The organism is Curtobacterium sp. MCPF17_002 (genome assembly GCF_003234115.2).
Classification (GTDB): Bacteria; Actinomycetota; Actinomycetes; order Actinomycetales; family Microbacteriaceae; genus Curtobacterium.
In genome coordinates this window covers 519,917-537,257 of the sequence record NZ_CP126251.1, presented here as the reverse complement: position 1 = coordinate 537,257, position 17,341 = coordinate 519,917, and the positions used below count along the sequence as shown (strand labels likewise).

At 70.6% G+C, this 17,341-nt stretch carries 19 protein-coding genes; 6 read left to right on the top strand and 13 right to left on the bottom strand.

Going from position 1 to position 17,341, the window contains the following annotated elements:
* Positions 1–107 precede the first annotated feature (107 nt).
* Entirely contained in the window at positions 108–338 is a 231-nt protein-coding gene (locus DEJ28_RS18040) for a hypothetical protein (RefSeq protein ID WP_502866960.1), read from the top strand.
* A gap of 221 nt (positions 339–559) precedes the next feature.
* Here the strand turns inward: DEJ28_RS18040 and DEJ28_RS02630 are convergent, their stop codons facing one another.
* Together DEJ28_RS02630 and DEJ28_RS02625 are read right to left on the bottom strand one after the other, a co-directional pair.
* Positions 560–982, bottom strand: a complete 423-nt coding sequence (locus tag DEJ28_RS02630; protein ID WP_111116561.1) for a DUF3151 domain-containing protein — start codon at positions 980–982, stop codon at positions 560–562.
* A 47-nt stretch (positions 983–1,029) separates the two neighbouring features.
* The gene (locus DEJ28_RS02625) at positions 1,030–2,133 is read right to left on the bottom strand and encodes a toll/interleukin-1 receptor domain-containing protein (protein WP_111116560.1); all 1,104 of its coding nucleotides are present in this window, start codon (positions 2,131–2,133) and stop codon (positions 1,030–1,032) included.
* 336 nt (positions 2,134–2,469) lie between these two features.
* On the opposite strand from DEJ28_RS02625, the gene DEJ28_RS02620 reads away from it, so the two are divergent.
* A complete protein-coding gene (locus tag DEJ28_RS02620) occupies positions 2,470–4,041 on the top strand; it encodes an ABC-F family ATP-binding cassette domain-containing protein (RefSeq protein WP_111116559.1) in 1,572 nt (523 codons plus the stop codon).
* A gap of 24 nt (positions 4,042–4,065) precedes the next feature.
* On the opposite strand, the gene DEJ28_RS02615 is transcribed toward DEJ28_RS02620, so the two are convergent.
* Genes DEJ28_RS02615 through DEJ28_RS02600 form a run of 4 tightly spaced genes read right to left on the bottom strand, consistent with a single transcriptional unit; the run spans position 4,066 to position 6,859 of the window.
* A complete protein-coding gene (locus tag DEJ28_RS02615; protein ID WP_111116558.1) occupies positions 4,066–4,761 on the bottom strand; it encodes an SDR family oxidoreductase in 696 nt (231 codons plus the stop codon).
* A gap of 51 nt (positions 4,762–4,812) precedes the next feature.
* Entirely contained in the window at positions 4,813–5,298 is a 486-nt protein-coding gene (locus DEJ28_RS02610) for a DedA family protein (protein ID WP_111116557.1), read from the bottom strand.
* Between the two features lie 45 nt (positions 5,299–5,343).
* Positions 5,344–6,375 carry a YihY/virulence factor BrkB family protein gene (locus DEJ28_RS02605; protein ID WP_111116556.1) on the bottom strand — a complete coding sequence of 344 codons (1,032 nt, stop codon included), beginning with the start codon at positions 6,373–6,375 and terminating at the stop codon, positions 5,344–5,346.
* 4 nt (positions 6,376–6,379) lie between these two features.
* Positions 6,380–6,859: a hypothetical protein gene (locus DEJ28_RS02600; protein WP_111116555.1), complete on the bottom strand. Its 480-nt coding sequence runs from the start codon at positions 6,857–6,859 to the stop codon at positions 6,380–6,382.
* 63 nt (positions 6,860–6,922) lie between these two features.
* Here DEJ28_RS02600 and DEJ28_RS02595 point away from each other — a divergent pair, with 63 nt between their 5' ends.
* A complete protein-coding gene (locus tag DEJ28_RS02595; protein ID WP_111116554.1) occupies positions 6,923–7,663 on the top strand; it encodes an MBL fold metallo-hydrolase in 741 nt (246 codons plus the stop codon).
* Positions 7,664–7,814: 151 nt separating this feature from the next.
* Here DEJ28_RS02595 and DEJ28_RS02590 read toward each other — a convergent pair whose 3' ends face one another.
* The 7 genes from DEJ28_RS02590 to DEJ28_RS02560 form a co-directional block, all read right to left on the bottom strand.
* The gene (locus DEJ28_RS02590) at positions 7,815–8,858 is read right to left on the bottom strand and encodes a Gfo/Idh/MocA family protein (protein WP_111116553.1); all 1,044 of its coding nucleotides are present in this window, start codon (positions 8,856–8,858) and stop codon (positions 7,815–7,817) included.
* 124 nt (positions 8,859–8,982) lie between these two features.
* Complete coding sequence (locus DEJ28_RS02585; RefSeq protein ID WP_111116552.1) at positions 8,983–9,909, bottom strand: prenyltransferase; 927 nt, start codon at positions 9,907–9,909, stop codon at positions 8,983–8,985.
* Positions 9,906–10,286 (bottom strand): lycopene cyclase domain-containing protein, encoded by a 381-nt coding sequence (locus DEJ28_RS02580; RefSeq protein ID WP_181433784.1) that lies wholly within the window; start codon positions 10,284–10,286, stop codon positions 9,906–9,908. Before DEJ28_RS02580 ends, DEJ28_RS02585 begins: the two co-directional genes overlap by 4 nt.
* Positions 10,283–10,624, bottom strand: coding sequence for a lycopene cyclase domain-containing protein (locus DEJ28_RS02575; RefSeq protein ID WP_111116550.1), 342 nt, complete (start codon positions 10,622–10,624; stop codon positions 10,283–10,285). Before DEJ28_RS02575 ends, DEJ28_RS02580 begins: the two co-directional genes overlap by 4 nt.
* The gene (gene crtI / locus DEJ28_RS02570; RefSeq protein ID WP_181433783.1) at positions 10,624–12,240 is read right to left on the bottom strand and encodes a phytoene desaturase family protein; all 1,617 of its coding nucleotides are present in this window, start codon (positions 12,238–12,240) and stop codon (positions 10,624–10,626) included. The genes DEJ28_RS02575 and crtI overlap by 1 nt, the downstream gene beginning before the upstream one ends.
* Entirely contained in the window at positions 12,237–13,154 is a 918-nt protein-coding gene (locus DEJ28_RS02565; protein ID WP_111116548.1) for a phytoene/squalene synthase family protein, read from the bottom strand. The genes crtI and DEJ28_RS02565 overlap by 4 nt, the downstream gene beginning before the upstream one ends.
* Positions 13,155–13,167: 13 nt before the next feature.
* Positions 13,168–14,226, bottom strand: a complete 1,059-nt coding sequence (locus DEJ28_RS02560) for a polyprenyl synthetase family protein (RefSeq protein ID WP_111116547.1) — start codon at positions 14,224–14,226, stop codon at positions 13,168–13,170.
* Positions 14,227–14,247: 21 nt separating this feature from the next.
* On the opposite strand from DEJ28_RS02560, the gene idi reads away from it, so the two are divergent.
* From idi to DEJ28_RS02545, 3 genes are all read left to right on the top strand, one after another.
* Positions 14,248–14,790: an isopentenyl-diphosphate Delta-isomerase gene (gene idi / locus DEJ28_RS02555; RefSeq protein ID WP_111116546.1), complete on the top strand. Its 543-nt coding sequence runs from the start codon at positions 14,248–14,250 to the stop codon at positions 14,788–14,790.
* Positions 14,791–15,038: 248 nt separating this feature from the next.
* A complete protein-coding gene (locus DEJ28_RS02550) occupies positions 15,039–16,088 on the top strand; it encodes a magnesium and cobalt transport protein CorA (protein ID WP_111116545.1) in 1,050 nt (349 codons plus the stop codon).
* Positions 16,089–16,241: 153 nt separating this feature from the next.
* Entirely contained in the window at positions 16,242–17,264 is a 1,023-nt protein-coding gene (locus DEJ28_RS02545) for a LacI family DNA-binding transcriptional regulator (RefSeq protein WP_111116544.1), read from the top strand.
* Positions 17,265–17,341 lie beyond the last annotated feature (77 nt).

Here is a 17,341-nt window from a genome sequence, read left to right as displayed (position 1 = left end):
GTCTCGCTCTCGCACTCAGTGGCCTCGTCGTCGGAACGGTTGCGGAACTCGCCGCCCGAGGAATCATCCGGCCCAACGGTGGCGCTGGCATCCGGATCGCCTCCGTCATGAAATCGGAGGCGTCCTGGCTCGCGGGTCATCGCGCTGCCCGGCTGTGGCTCTACGGCGCCGCTCTCGCCTTTCTCGCCGCTGGGATCCTGAGCGCCGTCGCTGCCGAACGGGTCGCTGAAACGAGCATGCTCATTGGAATGGCGGCGGGCCTTCTCTTCATTCTCGCGGGGACGTTCGCCGCAAGTCGCGCTGCGCGCCGTTGCAATGACCCCGATACCCAGAAATAGCATGCCTCCTCGCGCCGACGAATGACCGTGACGCTCGTGGGAGCGTTGCCAGGCGTCGAAGCCCAGATCCACGATGTCACCGGAACCACAGAACGGAGCACCCCACCCAGCACCGGTGGGCCCGCTGCTGGATCGGGCGGCTTTGCAGCGTCGAACCACGGGCCCGACACCGAACCAGGCAGTCGTGCCGGTTCGACGTCGGTTTCGTGGTTCTCCGCCCGCTACTCGGCGGACAGCGCGGGCAACGCGGCGGGATCGCTGGCGTCCAGGAACGCCGTCAGGCGCTCCGGCTCGCCGGCCTCGCCGATCGCCTCGGCCGCACGCCGCAGGGCGAACAGGGCGCGCAGCACGCCACGGTTCGGCTCGTGCGACCACGGCACCGGACCGGCACCGCGCCACCCCGCCTTCCGCAGTGCGTCGAGGCCGCGGTGGTAGCCGACGCGCGCGTAGGCGTAGGACTCGAGGGTCGCGCCGCGCGCCCAGGCCTCGTCGGCGAGGAGCGCCCACGCCAGGCTCGAAGAGGGGTGCGACACGACGACGCTCGCCACGGGGGCGTCGGCGTCGAGTGCAGCGATCACCTCCGGCTCGGCGGGGAGGAGGGTCTCGGGGTTCGCGGTCGGGTTCGGCAGCAGGTTCTCCGGCATGCCCCCAGCCTGTCACGGATGCGGGATGAATTGGGACAGCTCTCGGCTCAGACGCGTCCCGGGATCAAAGGCTCATCCGGGTCCGTGATGCCAAGCCGATCAGCCCAGTTCTTCACAATTCTGTTCGCCTCCTCCAACATCGTATCCCCCTCTTCCATCAGCTTCATCGTCTCGTCGAGGTGCTTGCTGTACTTCGCAACATCTTTCCCAGGCCCAACACCATCAGGCGCGTACTCCCCACCTCGGATATTCTCAACAGCTTGCTCCACGCCAGACCTCAAGACTTGTAACGCGTCCGCAAATTCTGGGTTCTTATCGATAAAGCTGACGGCTTGCACGACGTCAGGATTCAGGGTAATGGTGAGGCGCGAGTAGGTACGAACTTGCGAAAGCCGCTCCTTGGCGATCGGTAGGACACTGAGCCCGAAAGATCTATACACCGACAGAATCGCTCCCGCGCTTGACCTTTGTGCCCGAAGTCTTGCAACGCGCCCGAGACGCTCATCCGAAATAGCGCGCCACTGCGCAAGAGAGAGCGAGGCGAAGTCGACCGCGCCGAGCCAGGGCCCCAACTGGTCATTGATTCTAGACAAAACCTCGGTAAGGTCGTCGGCTAGCTCGGCCTCGTCTTTAATCTCTTCTTTTAGCTGCGAGGCAGCCACATCTCGCTTTGCCTTTCGGAGACGTTCCGCGAGGATATTAATCGCGTTCATGTACTCCGGAGACTCTGCGCTTTTCAATCTCAGGTCCCGCCAGTCGAAATACTGCGTTCGGGCGATTAGCGCACGCAGCTCATCCTCACTATCTACCGACAGGTCTTCAACATCTACAAAAAGAATGGGAAGAAGCAACTTTGACGCATTTTGACCAGTCTGAGAAACAAAGCTGAGGACTTCCCTTCTACATTCGGCACTCCGAATGAAATTAGGTGAAATCATTGCTATGAGGAACGGCGAATCCGTTAGTGCTGAATCAATCTGCTCCCGCCAACGATCGCCCCAAGCAATGGCCTCGTGATCGATGAATGTATCGATCTCTTCACCTTCGAGCACCGAGTATTCGTCGACCAAAGCTCGCACTACCTGCAGGACACGCCCACCCTGCCGCTCATTGTCCGCGTGCGAGTAACTAACAAAAATGTTCCGTGCCATTGAGGCCCCCTCTGCGTCGTCGACCCTTCGGATCCTTTCACATAAACCACAGCCTGGACTCCCTTGCGTGCCGCGCGCAGCCGGGCGTACCGTGGGCAGGACCCCGTCGTCATCACGGGGCCGCGGTGCGGGACGACCGACCGGCGGCACGGATGGCGGCCACGGGGCATCCCCGACGGAAGAGACGCCTTGCTGGTCATCACCGGTTCTGCTCAGCCCACGCGCTGACACCGTGATGACGCGCCCCGTCGGGCGCTCCGCCGTCGTGCGCCTCCGTGCGCAACGTGGCGGGTCCGGTGTCGTGCGCCCAGCATCGACCACCGGGGAGGCACTCCCATGCCCATCAGTCCGTCCGTCGTCCTGAACGACGTCAGCTTCACCTGGCCCGACGGCTCCGTCGCGCTCGGTCACCTCACCACCGCCTTCGGGCGCGGCCGCACCGGGCTGGTCGGGAGGAACGGGGCCGGCAAGTCCACGCTCGTCCGGCTGGTGACCGGTCGGCTCCACCCCACGTCCGGCACCATCACGACGTCGGGTCCCGTCGACCACCTGCCGCAGCGGCTGCAGCGGGGCGACGACGACGCGGTCGCCGACCTGCTCGGCATCCGTCGGCCGCTCACGGCGCTCCGATCGGTCCTCGACGGTGATGCCGCGCCGGAGCACTTCGACGAGATCGGCGACGACTGGGACCTCGAGGAGCGTGCGGCAGCGGCGCTCGAGCGGATCGGGTTGCGCGGTGCTGCGCTCGAGCGGCCCGCGTCCACCCTGTCCGGCGGCCAGGCCGTGCTCGTCGCCGTCGCCGGGATCCGGTTGCGCGGCCTGCCGATCGCGTTCCTCGACGAACCGACGAACAATCTCGACCGCCGGGGCCGTGGGCTCCTGCTCCACATGGTCGACGACTGGCCCGGCACCCTCGTCGTCGTCAGCCACGACCGGGAGCTCCTCGAGCACGTGGACGAGACGTGCGAACTCCGCGCCGGGAGCATGACGGTGTTCGGCGGGACGTTCAGCGCGTTCGAGGAGCACCTCGCCGTGCAGCAGGCCGCCGTCGAACGCGAGGTCCGGGTCGCCGAACAGCGGCACCGCACCGAGAAACGGCAGCGGATCGAGGCGGAGACGAAGATCGCGCGCCGGGCGAAGGCGGGCGAGAAGGCCGGCCGGTCGATGCCGAAGATCCTGGCGAACGAGCAGCGGAAGAAGGCGCAGGAGACCGCCGGACGGCTCCGGGTCGCGCACGGGTCCGCCGAGCAGGAGGCCCTCGCGACCGCGCGCGAGGCCGAACTGCGGCTCCGCGACGACGAGTCCATCCACGTGGCACTGCCGGACCCGGACGTGCCGGCATCACGGCGCATCGCCACCGTGACCGTGCGCGGCCGGGAGACCATCGTCCAGGGGCCGGAGCGGGTCGCCGTCGTCGGGGACAACGGCGTCGGCAAGACGACGCTGCTCGAGCAGCTCGTCGGGGTCCCGGACGCGCGGGAGCACCCGCTCCCCGGGACGCACGCGACGCCCCACGTCGACCGGATCGGGTACCTGCCACAGCGGAAGGACTCGCTCGACGACGCCGCCACGGTGCTCGAGAACGTGCGACGGGACGCCCCGCACGTCGCACCGGCGGAGGTCCGGAACCGGCTCGCGCGGTTCCTCGTCCGCGGCGACACCGTCGACCGTCCGGCCGGGGCGCTGTCCGGCGGCGAGCGGTTCCGGGTGGCGCTCGCGAGCCTGGTGCTCGCGGACCCGCCGCCGCAGCTCCTGGTGCTCGACGAGCCGACGAACGACCTCGACCTGACGAGCGTCGACCAGCTCGTGGACGCGCTCCGGGCGTACCGCGGCGCGCTGGTCGTCGTCAGTCACGACGAGGCGTTCCTCGACCGGCTCGACCTCACGACCCGGGTCGAGCTCGGGTAGCGGAGGCCCCGGGCCGGGTGCCGGTCAGCGCCGCTTCGTCGGTCGGATCGCCAGGGACTCGATCGTGCCGCGCTCCGGCAGGTCGACGACGGTGCGGACCGCGGCGGCGACGTCCTCCGGTGCGAGGTAGTAGGCGGTGTCGTAGTCCTCGCCGAGCTTCACGGTGAGGGCACGCTGCATGTCCGAGTCGGTCCGGCCCGGGTGCACGCTCGACACCCGCACGCCGTTCGCCCGCTCCTCTTCGCGGAGGGCGTCGGCGAACGCCCGCAGCGCGAACTTCGACGCGGCGTAGACGCCACCGCCGGGGCCGGAGTGGAAGCCGGACCCGCTGTTGACCGGCACGACGATGCCCCGCGCAGCCCGGAGTGCGGGGAGCGCGACCCGGGTGAGCTCGGCGACGGCGAAGAGGTTCGTGGCGAAGACCTGCTCCCACACCGCGCGCGGGGTGTCCGCGACCGTGGTGCCCTGCTCGACGCCGGCGCTGTGCACGAGCACGTCGAGCCGGTCCGGCAGGTCCGGGAGCTCGCCCGCGCCGAGGTCCCCCACGAAGGGCGACGCACTCGGCAACGCGGCGACGAGCTCGTCGACGGCGCCGGCGGTCCGGCCGCCGACGAACACGTGGTGCGTGCGTCCCAGGTCGAGCGCGATGGCCCGCCCGATCCCACGGGTCGCGCCCGTCACGAGTGCGGTCGGACGGACGGGAGGCGCGGTGTCGGTCATGCGCACCAGCCTACGGATGCGGCGGGGCGGGGCTGCACCGCGCCTCCAGGCCTAGGGTCCGGACCCGGACGCGACCCGACGTCGACGACGGACCGACCAGACGACCGCGCCGACGGCGACGACCAGCGCGACCAGCGCGACGACGCCCCACGGCGAGCCCGCGAACGCTGCGAGGACCGCCCAGAACAGGGCGATGCCGACGGTCGCGTAGACGAACGCCCAGGCCACGCACCCCGGCACCATCGCGAGCGTGTACCGCCACCACGGCACGCGCGCGATCCCGGCCGCCGCGTTCATGATCGTCTGCAGTCCCACGGTGAGGAAGCTCAGCGTGACGACCGGCAGGCCCCAGCGGTCGAGGAGCGCCGATCCGCGGCGGACCGCAGCCGAGTCGAGCCAGCGTCCCCACCGCGATCGCGACGCCCCGGCGACCGCGCCGCGTGCCACCCAGTACGTGGCCTGCGCGCGGCAGAACACCGGGACGAAGAGCGCGAGGACGAGCCACCGGAACGGGAGGCCCTCGAGGAAGGACGGCACGCGCCGACCGTAGCGGTCCGGGCCGGGAAAAGCGCCCGTTCCGCGTCAGTCCCGGTCGGCGTCCTCGCGGATCTTGATGCCCTCGAGGACGTCCTGCGCCCGCTTCTCGTCCTGCTTCTCGATCTGGCGGGTGTCACGTTCGGGGAGCTGGATGTCCTCTTCGGCGCGGATGCCCGCCTGCAGCTGGCGGCCGCGTTCGATCTCGGCGTCGAACTCGGCCCCGAACAGCAGCGCGTTGTTCGTGATCCAGATCCACAGCAGGAAGACGATGACCCCACCGAGGGAGCCGTACGTGGCGTTGTAGTTCGAGAAGTTCCCGACGTAGAAGCCGAAGCCGACGCTCGCGATGATCCAGATGAGGAGCGCCAGGATCGACCCGCCGCTCACCCAGCGGAACGACGGCTGGCGCACGTTGGGCGACCAGTAGTACAGGACCGCGATGACGACGACCGCGATCACGAGCAGGATCGGCCACTGCACGATGGTCAGCACCGTGACCGCGACGTCGCCGAGGCCGATGACGTCACCGAAGCTGCGGGCGAGGGGGCCGCTCACGAGGGTGAGGAGCCCGAGCACGAGCAGGATCACCGTGAAGACCGTCACACCGAGCATGGTCGGGCGGAGCTTCCAGATCGGACGACCCTCGCGGACGTTGTAGATCCGGTTCATCGCACGGCCGAAGCCGCCGACGTACCCGGACGCCGACCAGATCGCGCCGACGAGACCGACGATGAACGTGACCGGCGCAGCCGGCGACCGGACGAGGCCCTCGATCGGGTTCTGCAGCAGGTCGGCGACCTGGCCGCCGCCCGCGTTCCGGACGACGTCGAGCAGGGTGCTGATCGTCTTTTCCGGATCCGACACCAGGCCGAGGATCGACACCACGGCCAGCAGCCCGGGGAAGAGCGCGAGCACCGAGTAGTACGTCAGGCCCGCGGCGAGGTCCGTGCACTGGTCGCTCGAGAACTCACGCAGCGTCTTCTTGAGCGTGTAGACGAGCGTCGGCTTCTTGAGGTCGGTGGGACTGTCCGGCTTCCGCGAGTCGTCCGGGTCCGGCTTCTGCTGTTCTCGTGCCACGGGACTACCCCCTCGCCTTCACTGCCAGCTTCGACCGCTTGGCGGCCTGCTTGCGGGACTTCTTCGCCTGCTTCTGGACCTTCGCCCACCGCTTGTCGCGGTCCTGCCGTTCCTGCAGGACCGGGTTGTGCTTGTCGTCCTTCCGGCTGAACACCGGGACGCCCTTCGCCTTGCCGTCCTTCCCGACCTTCACCGGCTTGAACACCGGCACGGGTGCCGGCTCGCGGAGCGCGTCGAGCCGTGCGCCCGGGTGGTTGCGGATGCGGATCCCGACGACGATCGCCGCGAAACCGGCAGCACCCGTCACCGCGAGCGCCACGAGCGGGGTCGGGTCGCGGTGCCAGCGCTGCCGGGTCTTCGCGACCGCCAGCCTCGTCCGTGCGGGCAGGTCGGCGCGACGGCGGATCTCGGTCACGGTGTCGGTGATGTGCTCACGCGTGCGGACGTTCGCGAGTTCGAGCTCGGGGAGACTGTCCTTGGCCATTCCCCATTTCCTACACGTCGACCCCGGAACGGCGCCCAGTGTGCAGTGGCTAGCGTGCGCTGCATGCTCATCCGAGACGTCGCCGAGGGGATCCACCGCCTCGAGATCGCACACACCAACACGTACCTCGTCGAGACCGGCGATCGGCTCCTCGTGGTCGACGCCGGGCTGCCCGCCGCGTGGCCGCACCTGCAGCTCGCCGTGCGCGACCTCGGGTACACGCCGGGCCGCGTGGAAGGGCTCCTCCTCACCCACGGGCACTTCGACCACGTCGGCACCGCCGCCCGCATGCACCGCGACTGGGGCACGCCGGTGTTCGTGCACCCGGGCGACCGGTACCTTGCTGCGCACCCGTACTCGTACCGGCCGCAGACGAACCGGTTCGGCTTCGTGGCGCTGCACCCGGGCGGCCTCCGCCCCCTCGGCGAGATGCTCCTCGCGGGAGCGCTGACGGTCGACGGCATCGCGGACACGGCGCCGCTGGAGTCCCGCGCCGACGTCCCCGGGAACCCGTGGATCATCGAGACGCCGGGGCACACCGACGGGCACGTGGCGCTGCACTTCGCGGACCGCGACGCCGTGATCGCCGGCGACTCGCTCGTCACGCTCGACCCGTACACGGGCGGGATCGGGCCGCGGATCGTCGCACCGGCCGCCACCGCCGACGTGGACACCGCCGTCGCGTCGCTCGACCGGCTCGCGGACACCGAGGCGAAGCACGTGCTGCCGGGGCACGGCCCGGGGTGGTCGCTCGGGGTGCGGGCCGCGGTGGCGCAGGCGCGGCGGGCCGCCGGCGCGGCCTGACGCGGGGCGGGCGGCGGCGCGGCCTGACGCGCGGCGCGCCCGCGCGGCGGCGGCGCCTCGGCATTTCGCGCTGAGCGACAGCTCACGGGCCCGAACGACCGTGACCTGTCGCTCAGCGCGAAAGACGGCGGCAGGTCAGGCCGTCAGGCCGTCAGGCCGGGACGACGACGTCCTCGGGCCGACCGGACGCCGCGGAGCGACCCGCCGCCTCCATGAGCGCGAGGCTCCGCAGGTTGTCGCGCCCGCTCGTCGCCGGTGCCGGACCACCCGAGACCGACCGTGCGAAGGCCTGCAGCCCGCCCTGCCGGTCGGTGTGCTCGAGCGCGGGGAGCTCGACGGCGACCGCCTCGTCGTCCTGCGTGCGGCGGATCGTGACCCGGTCGCCCTCGACGGCGTTCGGCGCACCGCTGCGGCTCGTGAACCAGAGCTCACCGTCCTCGCCCTGGATGCTCCACTCGCCGGCCCAGGCCGTCCGGGGAGCGCGCGAGAGCCAGCTGCCGCGGTAGCTGACGACGAGGCCGTCGTCGAGCTCGATGATCATCGACGCGACCGCTTCGTCCTGGTACTTGCTGTACGACGGGTACGACGCCTTCGCGAAGACGCGCACGGCCTCGCGACCGGTGACCATCCGGATGAGGTCGAAGTGGTGGATGGCCATGTCGTTGATCATCGCGTGCGGGAACGCGTAGTGCGGGTACTCACCGACGGGCTGGTCGTTGTCCCACTGGCGGAAGTCGATGTCGATCGCCGAGACCTCGCCCACGGTGCCCTTCGCCAGGAGTTCCTGCACGACGCGGGGTGCCGGGTACCACCGGTAGTTCTGGCTGACCTGCAGCACGAGGCCGAGCTCCTCGGCACGACGGACCGCGGTGACGGCTTCGTCGGTGGTGTTCGCGAACGGCTTCTCGACGAGGACGTGCTTGCCGGCCTCGAGCGCCTCGAGCGCGAGCGGCACGTGCGTGACGGCCGGGGCGGTGATGACGACGGCGTCGGCGTCGACGGCGGCGAGGGCCTCGGTGAGGGACGCGAACGCAGCGGTCGCCGGCAGCCCGAGGTCCGTCCGGACGGCCTCGAGCGTCGGCGCGCTCGGGTCGACGATCCCGACCACCTCGACTTCGGTGACCTCAGGGATGGCGGTGCGGGCCCAGTTGCCGCCCCACCCTCCGAGACCGACGTGGATGATCCGGACGCTCATGCGTGCACTCCCTCGTGGCTGGTGTCGCGACGCGGGCGCCGCGTCGCGTCCGACCAGTCTGTCAGGATCCGGCGACACCGCGCAGCGACGGCGCGGCCGCGCGACCGCTCGCCCGCTCGCTCGCTCAGTGCGTGAACGCGTACGCGATGAGTGCCATCGTGACGATGAACCCGGCGAGGTAGTTGATCCAGAGGAACCGCTTCCACCCCGCGTTCGCCGCCTCGGCCCCGGCGTCGGTGATGTTCCACCACGGGAGCACGTTGAGCGCGTACGGGATCACCACGACGGCGGCGATCGGACCGGGGAACGCCGAGAACAGCAGCGCGACGCCGGCGACGAGGTACGCCACGAACGCCAGACGCACGGTCGCCCGGGCACCGATCACGGTCGCCACCGAGCCGATCCCGCCGGCCCGGTCGGCCAGCACGTCCTGCACCGCACCGAACGCGTGCGAGGCCACGCCCCACAGGAAGAACGCGATGCACACCGCGACGAGCTGCCCCGTCCAGTGCGGCCCGGCGAGCGCCAGGCCGTAGATCGCCGGCGACACGAAGTGCGTGCTCGAGGTGAGCGAGTCGAGGAACGGCTTCTCCTTGAAGCGCAGACCCGGCGCGGAGTACGCGAGCACCGCGAACACGCTGATCGCCAGCACGAGCCACGACCACGGCCCGTTGCCGCTCGCAGCGCCGAGCAGGACGAGCGCCACGAGGAACGGGACGTTCGTGACGACGACCGCCCAGAGCGTCGTGCGGTGCACGCTCTTGTCGAGCAACGCGCCCTCGACCCCGCCCTTCCGCGGGTTCCGCAGGTCGGACTCGTAGTCGAAGACGTCGTTGATGCCGTACATCGCCAGGTTGTACGGCACGAGGAAGTAGACGACCCCGACGAGGAACGCGGCGAGTGAGAAGCCGCCTCCGCCGTCGACGCCGACGCCGCTGCCGAGCAGGTAGGCGGCGCCGAACGGGTACGCGGTGTTCACCCAGCTGATCGGGCGCGACGACACGAAGAGGACGCGCATGGTCGACGGCCTGGAGGCGGTGCTCGCGTTCATCGAGGGGGCTCTTCTTCCTGGGATGGCCTGGTGGGTCGGTCGAACAGCACCCACAGGCTCGGCAGCAGCACGATCGCCGCGATCGCGTACGCGAGGTCCTCGACCGGGATCGCCCCGATCTTCGCACCGCTGATGAGCGCCGGGTCGTACGCCACGATGCGCAGGGTCACGATGACGTTGTCGAACACGATCGTCATGACGAGCAGGGCGACCCCGGCGACCAGCCCGGTGACGAGTGCGATCCGCCGACCCGTCCGCGCGGAGCGTCCACCCGCCCGCGCCCGCCGAGCCGCGACGACACCGGCGACGACGGCGACCACGGCCACGGCGGCGAAGAACGGCAGCGCGAGCAGCGCGTACGCACCCGCCCCGGTCACGATCGGCTCCGCTCGGCCCGCCGGAGACGCCGGGCGACGAGGGGCCGGACGAACCCGGTGAGGTCCATGGTCGTGTAGCAGAGCAGCACGAGGAAGAAGAGCTCCTCGAGCGGGACGTCCGGCGCGAGCAGCACGCCGGTGAGCAGGTGCTGCGGCCCGATGAAGAAGATGCCGGCCGCGACGCCGAGCACGTCCCACAGCATGAAGAACGCGACGCCGACGACCATCACGGCCGCCGCCCGCCACGGTGCCCGCCAGAAGAACAGCCGGAAGCGCGCGTCGAGCACGGTCATGCCGACGAGCGACACGAGCAGCCCGGCGAGGTACAGCCCGGGCATCAGACCGTGGCACCCAGCGGCGTCGGCAGCGGCTCCGTGCTGGTGTCGCCGTGGATCCGCTTGATGAGGACCTCGGCGCTGATGAGGCACATCGGCAGACCGATCCCCGGGATCGTGGAGGCGCCCGCGTAGTAGAGCCCGTCGACCTTCCGCGAGACGTTCTTCTCACGGAAGAACGCGCTCTGCTGCAGGGTGTGCGCCGGCCCGAGCATGGAGCCGTTCCACGCGTTGTAGTCGTCGGCGAAGTCGCGTGGGCCGATCGTCCGCCGGACCCGGATGCGGTCGCGCAGGTCCGGGATCCCCGCGCGCTCGGCGACCACGTCGATGGCTCGGTCGGCGATGCGCTCGACCTCGTAGTCGCCGGCTCCGTCGATGCCGCCCTTGCCGATCGACAGGTCGGCGGGCAGCGGCACGAGGATGAACAGGTTGCTCGACCCGGGCGGAGCGACGGTGGGGTCGGTCTCGGACGGGGCGCAGACGTAGATCGACGCGGGGTCCGGGACGTGCCGGTCGGCGCCGAAGATGGCGCCGAAGTTCGCCTTCCAGTCCTCGGTGAACACGAGGGTGTGGTGCAGCAGCCCCGGTGCGGGTCCGTCGACGCCGAGGTAGACGAGCACGGCGCTCGGCCCCGGGTCGCGCTTCTGCCAGTGCGACGCCGGGTACGTCCGGTGCTCCTTGTCGAGGAGCTGCAGCTCGGTGTGGCGGAGGTCCGCCGCGCTCACCACGAGGTCGGCGGGCGCGGTGTGCTGCACGCCCCGGCGGTCGCGGTGCACGACGCCCGTGACGTGGCCGTCCTCAATGACGATGCGCTCGACCTTGGCGCCCGCGATGATCTTCGCGCCCTCGCGTCGGCCGACCCGCTCGACGGCGGAGATGAGCTCGGAGATGCCGCCCTTCGGGTAGAGCACCCCGTCGGTCAGGTCGAGGTGGCTCATCAGGTGGTACATGCTCGGCGCCGCGTAGGGGCTCATGCCGAGGAACACCGCGGGGTACCCGAGGACCTGCCAGAGCCGACGGTCCTTCACGGCGGACTCGGCGAACGTGGAGAGCGGTTCGATGAGGAGGCGTGCGAGCTTCGGCAGACGCCGGAGGACGTCCGGTGCGGCGAGCGTCCGGAGGTCCTGGAACGACGTGTAGAGGAACCGGCGGATCGCCATCGCGTAGGTGTCCTCGGCGGAGGCGAGGTACTTGCGCATCCGCTTGCCGGCGCCGGGCTCGATCGACTCGAAGAGCGCGATGTTGGCTTCGCGGTCGGCGCGCAGGTCGATGGGCTCGTCGTGCCCCTCGCTGTAGACGCGGTACCCGGGGTCGAGCCGCACGAGGTCGAGTTCCGCGTCGGCCGAGGTGCCGAGCAGCTGGAAGAAGTGGTCGAACACCTCGGGCATGAGGTACCAGGACGGCCCGGTGTCGAACCGGAAGCCGTCACGCTCCCACGATCCGGCTCGACCGCCGAGCTGTGCGCGCTGCTCGAGGACGGTCACCGAGAAGCCGTCCCGCGCGAGCAGCGCGGCGGACGCGAGTCCGCTGATGCCGCCGCCGATCACGACGGCGCGACGGGCGGGCACCTTGCGTTTCAAGGCGGGCGCCTTCGGCCTGGAGGCGCGGGGCGGGGTCATGACGCGCCTCCAGGCCGTCTCGTGGTCGCGCGCGACAGCAGCGGGGCGCGTCCGGCGAGCACCTGCGCGGCGAGCCGCGCCTTCACCGGGTTCGGCACGCGCACCCGGGTGGTGACGAGACGGTTCGCGGGTGTCGCGGCGATGCGGTCGTTGAGTTCCTGGAACAGCGCGTGGGCCAGTCCGACGGCGTTCCGCGCATCGGTGGGGAGCAGCCGGACGGTGACGGCGGCGCGGTCGAGGTCGGCCTGGACGTCGGCGACGAGCCGGTCCTTCGTGGCCTCGTCGAAGGTCCGCACCTCGACTCCGGGGAAGTACGAGCGCCCGAGCACCTCGAAGTCGGCGTGCAGGTCGCGCAGGAAGTTCACCTTCTGGAACGCGGCACCGAGGGCGCGCGCGCCGTCCACGAGCACGGTGTCGTCGAAGGTCGGGCGACCGGCGCGGTACACGAACGCACGGAGGCACATCAGCCCGACGACCTCGGCCGAGCCGTACACGTACGTCCGGAACGAGTCCTCGTCGTGTTCGGTCTGGTCGAGGTCCATCCGCATCGAGGCGAAGAACGGGCGGGTCAGCTCCGGACCGAACCCGGTGACCCGGGCGGTGCGGGCGAACGCGTGCACGACCGGGTTGACCGAGAACCCGAGTGCGATCGCGCGCTCGGTGTCCGCCTCGAGCTCGTCGAGGACGGTCCGGGCGAGCTCGGGGTCGAGCCCGGCCTCGGTCGCGGGGCCGTCGACGACCTCGTCGGCGACCCGGACGAGCGCGTAGACGTTGCGGATGTGCTCGCGGGTGTCCTTCGCGAGCAGGCGGCTGGCGAGCCCGAACGAGGTCGAGTACCGGTCGATGACGACCCCGGAGGCAGCCTCGGCCGTCGCGTCGTAGAGGGCCAGACGCCCTGTGGTGCCGTGACTCAACGGATGTCCCCGCTCACCGGGCGCGCTCAACGAGTTCGGTCACGAGGCCCTCCAGGCGGTCGGCGAGATCGTACGGCAGTCCGGCGAGCTCGGCACGGGCGAGTGCTGCGTGCTCCGCGACGCGGGACTCCGCGGCAGCGCGGGCACCACAGGACACCAGGGTCGCACGGACCTCGTCCGCGCGCTCCTCCGTCAGGTCCGGGTCGCCGAGGTACGGCTCGAGTTCCGGCCAGCAGTCGGTGGTCGCCGCGTGGGCGATGAGCATCGTGCGCTTGCCCTCGCGCAGGTCGCCGAGGACGGACTTGCCCGTCATGGTCTCGTCGCCGAAGACCCCGAGGAGGTCGTCGACGATCTGGTAGGCGATGCCGATCTCGCGGCCGAAGTCGCCGAGCGCGGTGACGACCTGTTCGGAGGCGCCGGCCAGCACGGCCCCGGACTGCAGCGGCGCCTCGAACGAGTACACGCTCGTCTTCGCCCGCTCCATCGCCAGGACCTCGTCGACGGTCGGCATCACCCCGAGGGCGAGGTCCACGTCGGTCATCTCCCCCGCGGCGCTGGCGAAGATCGCTTCGTCGAGGAGTTCGAGCAGCCGGGCTCGTCGCTCGCCGGTCACGCCGGACGACTCGATGAAGCGCGGGGCACCGGCGAGCGCGAGGTCACCGGCGATCACCGCGGCGCTCATCCCCCGGTGCTCGGCGGTCGGCAGCGGGAGCCCGCCCGTCGTGCCGGTGTCGCGGAACGACCCGGCGACGTTCGGCTGCCCGCGGCGGGACCAGTCGCGGTCGATGACGTCGTCGTGCACCACGAGCGCGGTGTGCAGCAGTTCGTAGGCGGCGGCGATGTGTGCGGCGGCCGGGACGTCCGCCCCACCGAGGCCGGCGTAGGCGGTGAGGACCATGCGAGGCCGGAAGCGCTTGCCGCCCATGCTCGCCTTGCGGAGCACGCGCCAGAGTTCCTCGGACGGTCGGCCGTACCGCTCCGCGCGGGCCGACGACACGGCGAAGAAGCGCTCGAGGCATTCGTCGACGAGCGCGAGGTCGATGTGCGCCACGGTGGCCGCTTCCTCGCTCATTGGCCTAACCTATCGATGCAGATGAGCACTTTCCCTGAAACCGTGGTGCTTCTGGCCGACGACCGTACCCCGATCGGTACGGCGGACAAGTTCACGGTGCACACAGACCACACGCCCCTCCACCTGGCGTTCTCCTGCCACGTGCGGAACACCGAGGGCGACGTCCTCGTGACCCGCCGTGCGCTGTCGAAGAAGACCTGGCCCGGAGTGTGGACGAACACCTTCTGCGGCCACCCCGGCCCGGACGAGTCCTTCGAGGACGCCATCGCCCGACGGGCCTCCCGCGAACTCGGCATCACCGTGCGCGACGTCGAGCTCGTGCTGCCGGACTTCCGGTACCGGGCGGTCGACGCGTCGGGCATCGTCGAGAACGAGGTCTGCCCCGTCTTCCGCGCGGTCACGGACGACGTGCCGGCGCCCGCCGACGACGAGGTCGCCGAGTACGCCTGGGTGTCCGAGGACTCCCTGCGCGCCTCGGTCGAGGGCTCGCCCTTCGCCTGGAGCCCCTGGCTCGGGTGGCAGCTGACCGAGCTGGCGTCCGAAGGGCTCCGCATCACCCGCTGACGCGCCCTTGGCACGCTCCACCAGCGGGAGTAGTCTCGGACGTCGGCCACGAGCGTGGCCTGTCGGCTGCGCACTGCGGCCGCGACGGACCGGAAGGGCAGGTGAGGCGCGATGTCGGGTGACCATCCTCGATCGGGCCGGCCGCCGCTGATGGCCGTCGCCGTGCCCGTTCGCTGACCCACGCCCTGCTCCCGGATCCGTCCGGGACTGCTTCGCGCCTGCCTGCTCCCGATGAGAGGAGCACGCACATGGCACTGATCGACAACGCGGTCTACGTCGGAGGACGTCGCGTCGAGTCTCCGTCGACCCTGTCGCTCGCCAGCCGCGGTGACCTCGCGTGGATCGGGCTGCTCCGACCCGACCCGTCCGAGCTCGAGGCCGTCGCGGCCGAGTTCGGCCTGCACGAGCAGGCCGTCGAGGACGCCCGCAAGGGGCACCAGCGCGCCAAGCTCGAGCGGTACGGGGACACGCTGTTCCTCGTGCTCCGGCCGGCGTGGTTCGACCACCGCGCCGAGTCGGTCGAGTTCGGCGAGGTGCACCTCTTCGTCGGTGACCGCTTCGTGGTGAGCGTCCGGCACGCGGAGCGTCCCGACCTCGCGGCGCTCCGGGCGCAGGTCGAGGCGGACCCGGAGTTCCTCGCCCGCGGGTCCGAGGCCGTCACCGCTGCCGTGCTCGACGAGGTCGTGGACGGCTACGCCCCGGTGGTCGAGATCCTGCAGGACCAGGTCGACGCCATCGAGGACCAGCTCTTCGCCGGCCAGGTCGACCCCGGTGTCTCGAAGCGCATCTACCAGCTCCTCAGCGAGGTCCTCGGGTTCCAGCGCGCGACGAAGCCGGTGCCCGCGATGGTGAAGGGGCTGCTCCGCGGCGCCGACAAGTACGGCGTCGACGACGAGGTGCAGCACCGGCTGCGGAACGTCCTCGACCACGCGCTCCGCGTCACCGAGCGGGTGGACTCGTTCCGTGCCCTGCTCGAGAACGCCCTGACGCTCCACGCGACGCTCGTCTCCCAGGAGCAGAACGAGGCGATGCGGCGGATGACGAGCGCGAGCCTCGCCCAGGGTGAGGAGAGCCGGCAGCTCGCCCGTGCCGCACACCGCCAGGGCGAAGAGGTGAAGAAGATCTCCTCGTGGGCGGCGATCCTGTTCGCACCCGGGCTCATCGCCGGCGTCTACGGGATGAACTTCGACCACATGCCGGAGCTGCACTGGCGGTACGGCTACCCGGTCGCGATCATCGGGATGCTCGTGCTCATGGGCGTCCTGTGGGCCGTCTTCCGGAAGCGGAACTGGCTGTAGACCGGCCTGCTGACGGACGGCCCGCACGGTGTCCGATCGGCCCCGGACCGTCGACTCAGGTGGCGCGGATGCTCCGGGCATGCATAATGATCTGGCTCGGAATGTGAACGTGCACATCGACGTGCCACGACCCCGGGCAGGAAACGAGTAGCAATGGCGTCGACGCGGACACAACAACCGCGGTCGCCCAGCATCCGCGACGTCGCGCGGGTCGCAGGCGTGTCCCACCAGACCGTGTCCCGGGTGCTCAACAACTCGGACGCGATCCGGGCCGAGACCCGTGACAAGGTCCTGGCCGCGATGGAGCAGCTGCAGTACCGCCCGAACCGTGCGGCGCGGGCGCTGGTGACGAGCCGGACCCACACGATCGGCGTCCTGACCGCGCGGCGCGCCCACTACGGACCGGCGGTCGCACTGCAGGCGATCGAGGACGCGGCGATGCTCCGGGGGTACTCGGTGACGACGGCGAACATCGCCGAGGCCACCGACACGGCCGTTCGGGAAGGGTTGGGGCACCTGCTCGACCTGGACGTCGAGGGCATCGTGGTGATCGCCCCGCAGCAGCGGGTGTTCGACCTCATCGAGGAGCTCGGCATCCGGACGCCCTACGTCACGATGCGCTCGAGCGTCGGCGAGGACCCGACCGCGCTCTGGGTGGACCAGATGGAGGGCGCCCGCCTCGCCACGGAGCACCTGCTCGACCTCGGCCACGAGCACGTCCGGCACATCGCCGGACCGCAGGACTGGATCGAGGCCGACGCACGCATGCAGGGGTTCCTCCGCGCCATGTCCGACCGCGACATGCCCGTCGTCGCCCCGATCCTGGGCGACTGGACGGCGGACTTCGGCTACCACGCCGGCCGTGAGCTGCTGCGGTGGCGGGACTGCACCGCGGTCTTCTGCTCGAACGACCAGATGGCGCTCGGCGTCATGCACGCGGCCCGGTCGTACGGGCTCGACGTCCCCGGGGACCTGTCCGTGGTCGGGTACGACGACATCCCGGAGGCGAAGCACTTCTGGCCGCCCCTCACCACCGTCCAGGTCGACTTCGCGGAGCTCGGTCGTCGCTGCGTGGACCTGCTCCTGCCCGGCGAGGACGACGAGCCGCTCCGGCCGATCGACATCGTCCCCCAGCTCGTCGTGCGCGGCTCGACGGGCGCGCCCCGCCGTCGCTGACCCGGCCACCTGCCGGCCCGGAGGCGCCTGGCGGGGCCGCCCCGCGCCTCCAGGCCGGTACGCACGCACGTGCGGAT

Excerpts from the sequence above, each read along its gene's own strand:
- DEJ28_RS02625 (WP_111116560.1), bottom strand. The coding sequence starts at position 2,133 with ATGGCACGGAACATTTTTGTTAGTTACTCGCACGCGGACAATGAGCGG.
- DEJ28_RS02575 (WP_111116550.1), bottom strand. The coding sequence starts at position 10,624 with ATGCCCGGGCTGTACCTCGCCGGGCTGCTCGTGTCGCTCGTCGGCATG.
- DEJ28_RS18040 (WP_502866960.1), top strand. The coding sequence starts at position 108 with ATGAAATCGGAGGCGTCCTGGCTCGCGGGTCATCGCGCTGCCCGGCTG.
- DEJ28_RS02550 (WP_111116545.1), top strand. The coding sequence starts at position 15,039 with ATGGCACTGATCGACAACGCGGTCTACGTCGGAGGACGTCGCGTCGAG.
- DEJ28_RS02600 (WP_111116555.1), bottom strand. The coding sequence starts at position 6,859 with ATGGCCAAGGACAGTCTCCCCGAGCTCGAACTCGCGAACGTCCGCACG.
- DEJ28_RS02615 (WP_111116558.1), bottom strand. The coding sequence starts at position 4,761 with ATGACCGACACCGCGCCTCCCGTCCGTCCGACCGCACTCGTGACGGGC.
- DEJ28_RS02585 (WP_111116552.1), bottom strand. The coding sequence starts at position 9,909 with ATGAACGCGAGCACCGCCTCCAGGCCGTCGACCATGCGCGTCCTCTTC.
- DEJ28_RS02590 (WP_111116553.1), bottom strand. The coding sequence starts at position 8,858 with ATGAGCGTCCGGATCATCCACGTCGGTCTCGGAGGGTGGGGCGGCAAC.
- DEJ28_RS02630 (WP_111116561.1), bottom strand. The coding sequence starts at position 982 with ATGCCGGAGAACCTGCTGCCGAACCCGACCGCGAACCCCGAGACCCTC.
- DEJ28_RS02620 (WP_111116559.1), top strand. The coding sequence starts at position 2,470 with ATGCCCATCAGTCCGTCCGTCGTCCTGAACGACGTCAGCTTCACCTGG.
- DEJ28_RS02545 (WP_111116544.1), top strand. The coding sequence starts at position 16,242 with ATGGCGTCGACGCGGACACAACAACCGCGGTCGCCCAGCATCCGCGAC.
- DEJ28_RS02595 (WP_111116554.1), top strand. The coding sequence starts at position 6,923 with ATGCTCATCCGAGACGTCGCCGAGGGGATCCACCGCCTCGAGATCGCA.
- crtI (WP_181433783.1), bottom strand. The coding sequence starts at position 12,240 with ATGACCCCGCCCCGCGCCTCCAGGCCGAAGGCGCCCGCCTTGAAACGC.
- DEJ28_RS02560 (WP_111116547.1), bottom strand. The coding sequence starts at position 14,226 with ATGAGCGAGGAAGCGGCCACCGTGGCGCACATCGACCTCGCGCTCGTC.
- idi (WP_111116546.1), top strand. The coding sequence starts at position 14,248 with ATGAGCACTTTCCCTGAAACCGTGGTGCTTCTGGCCGACGACCGTACC.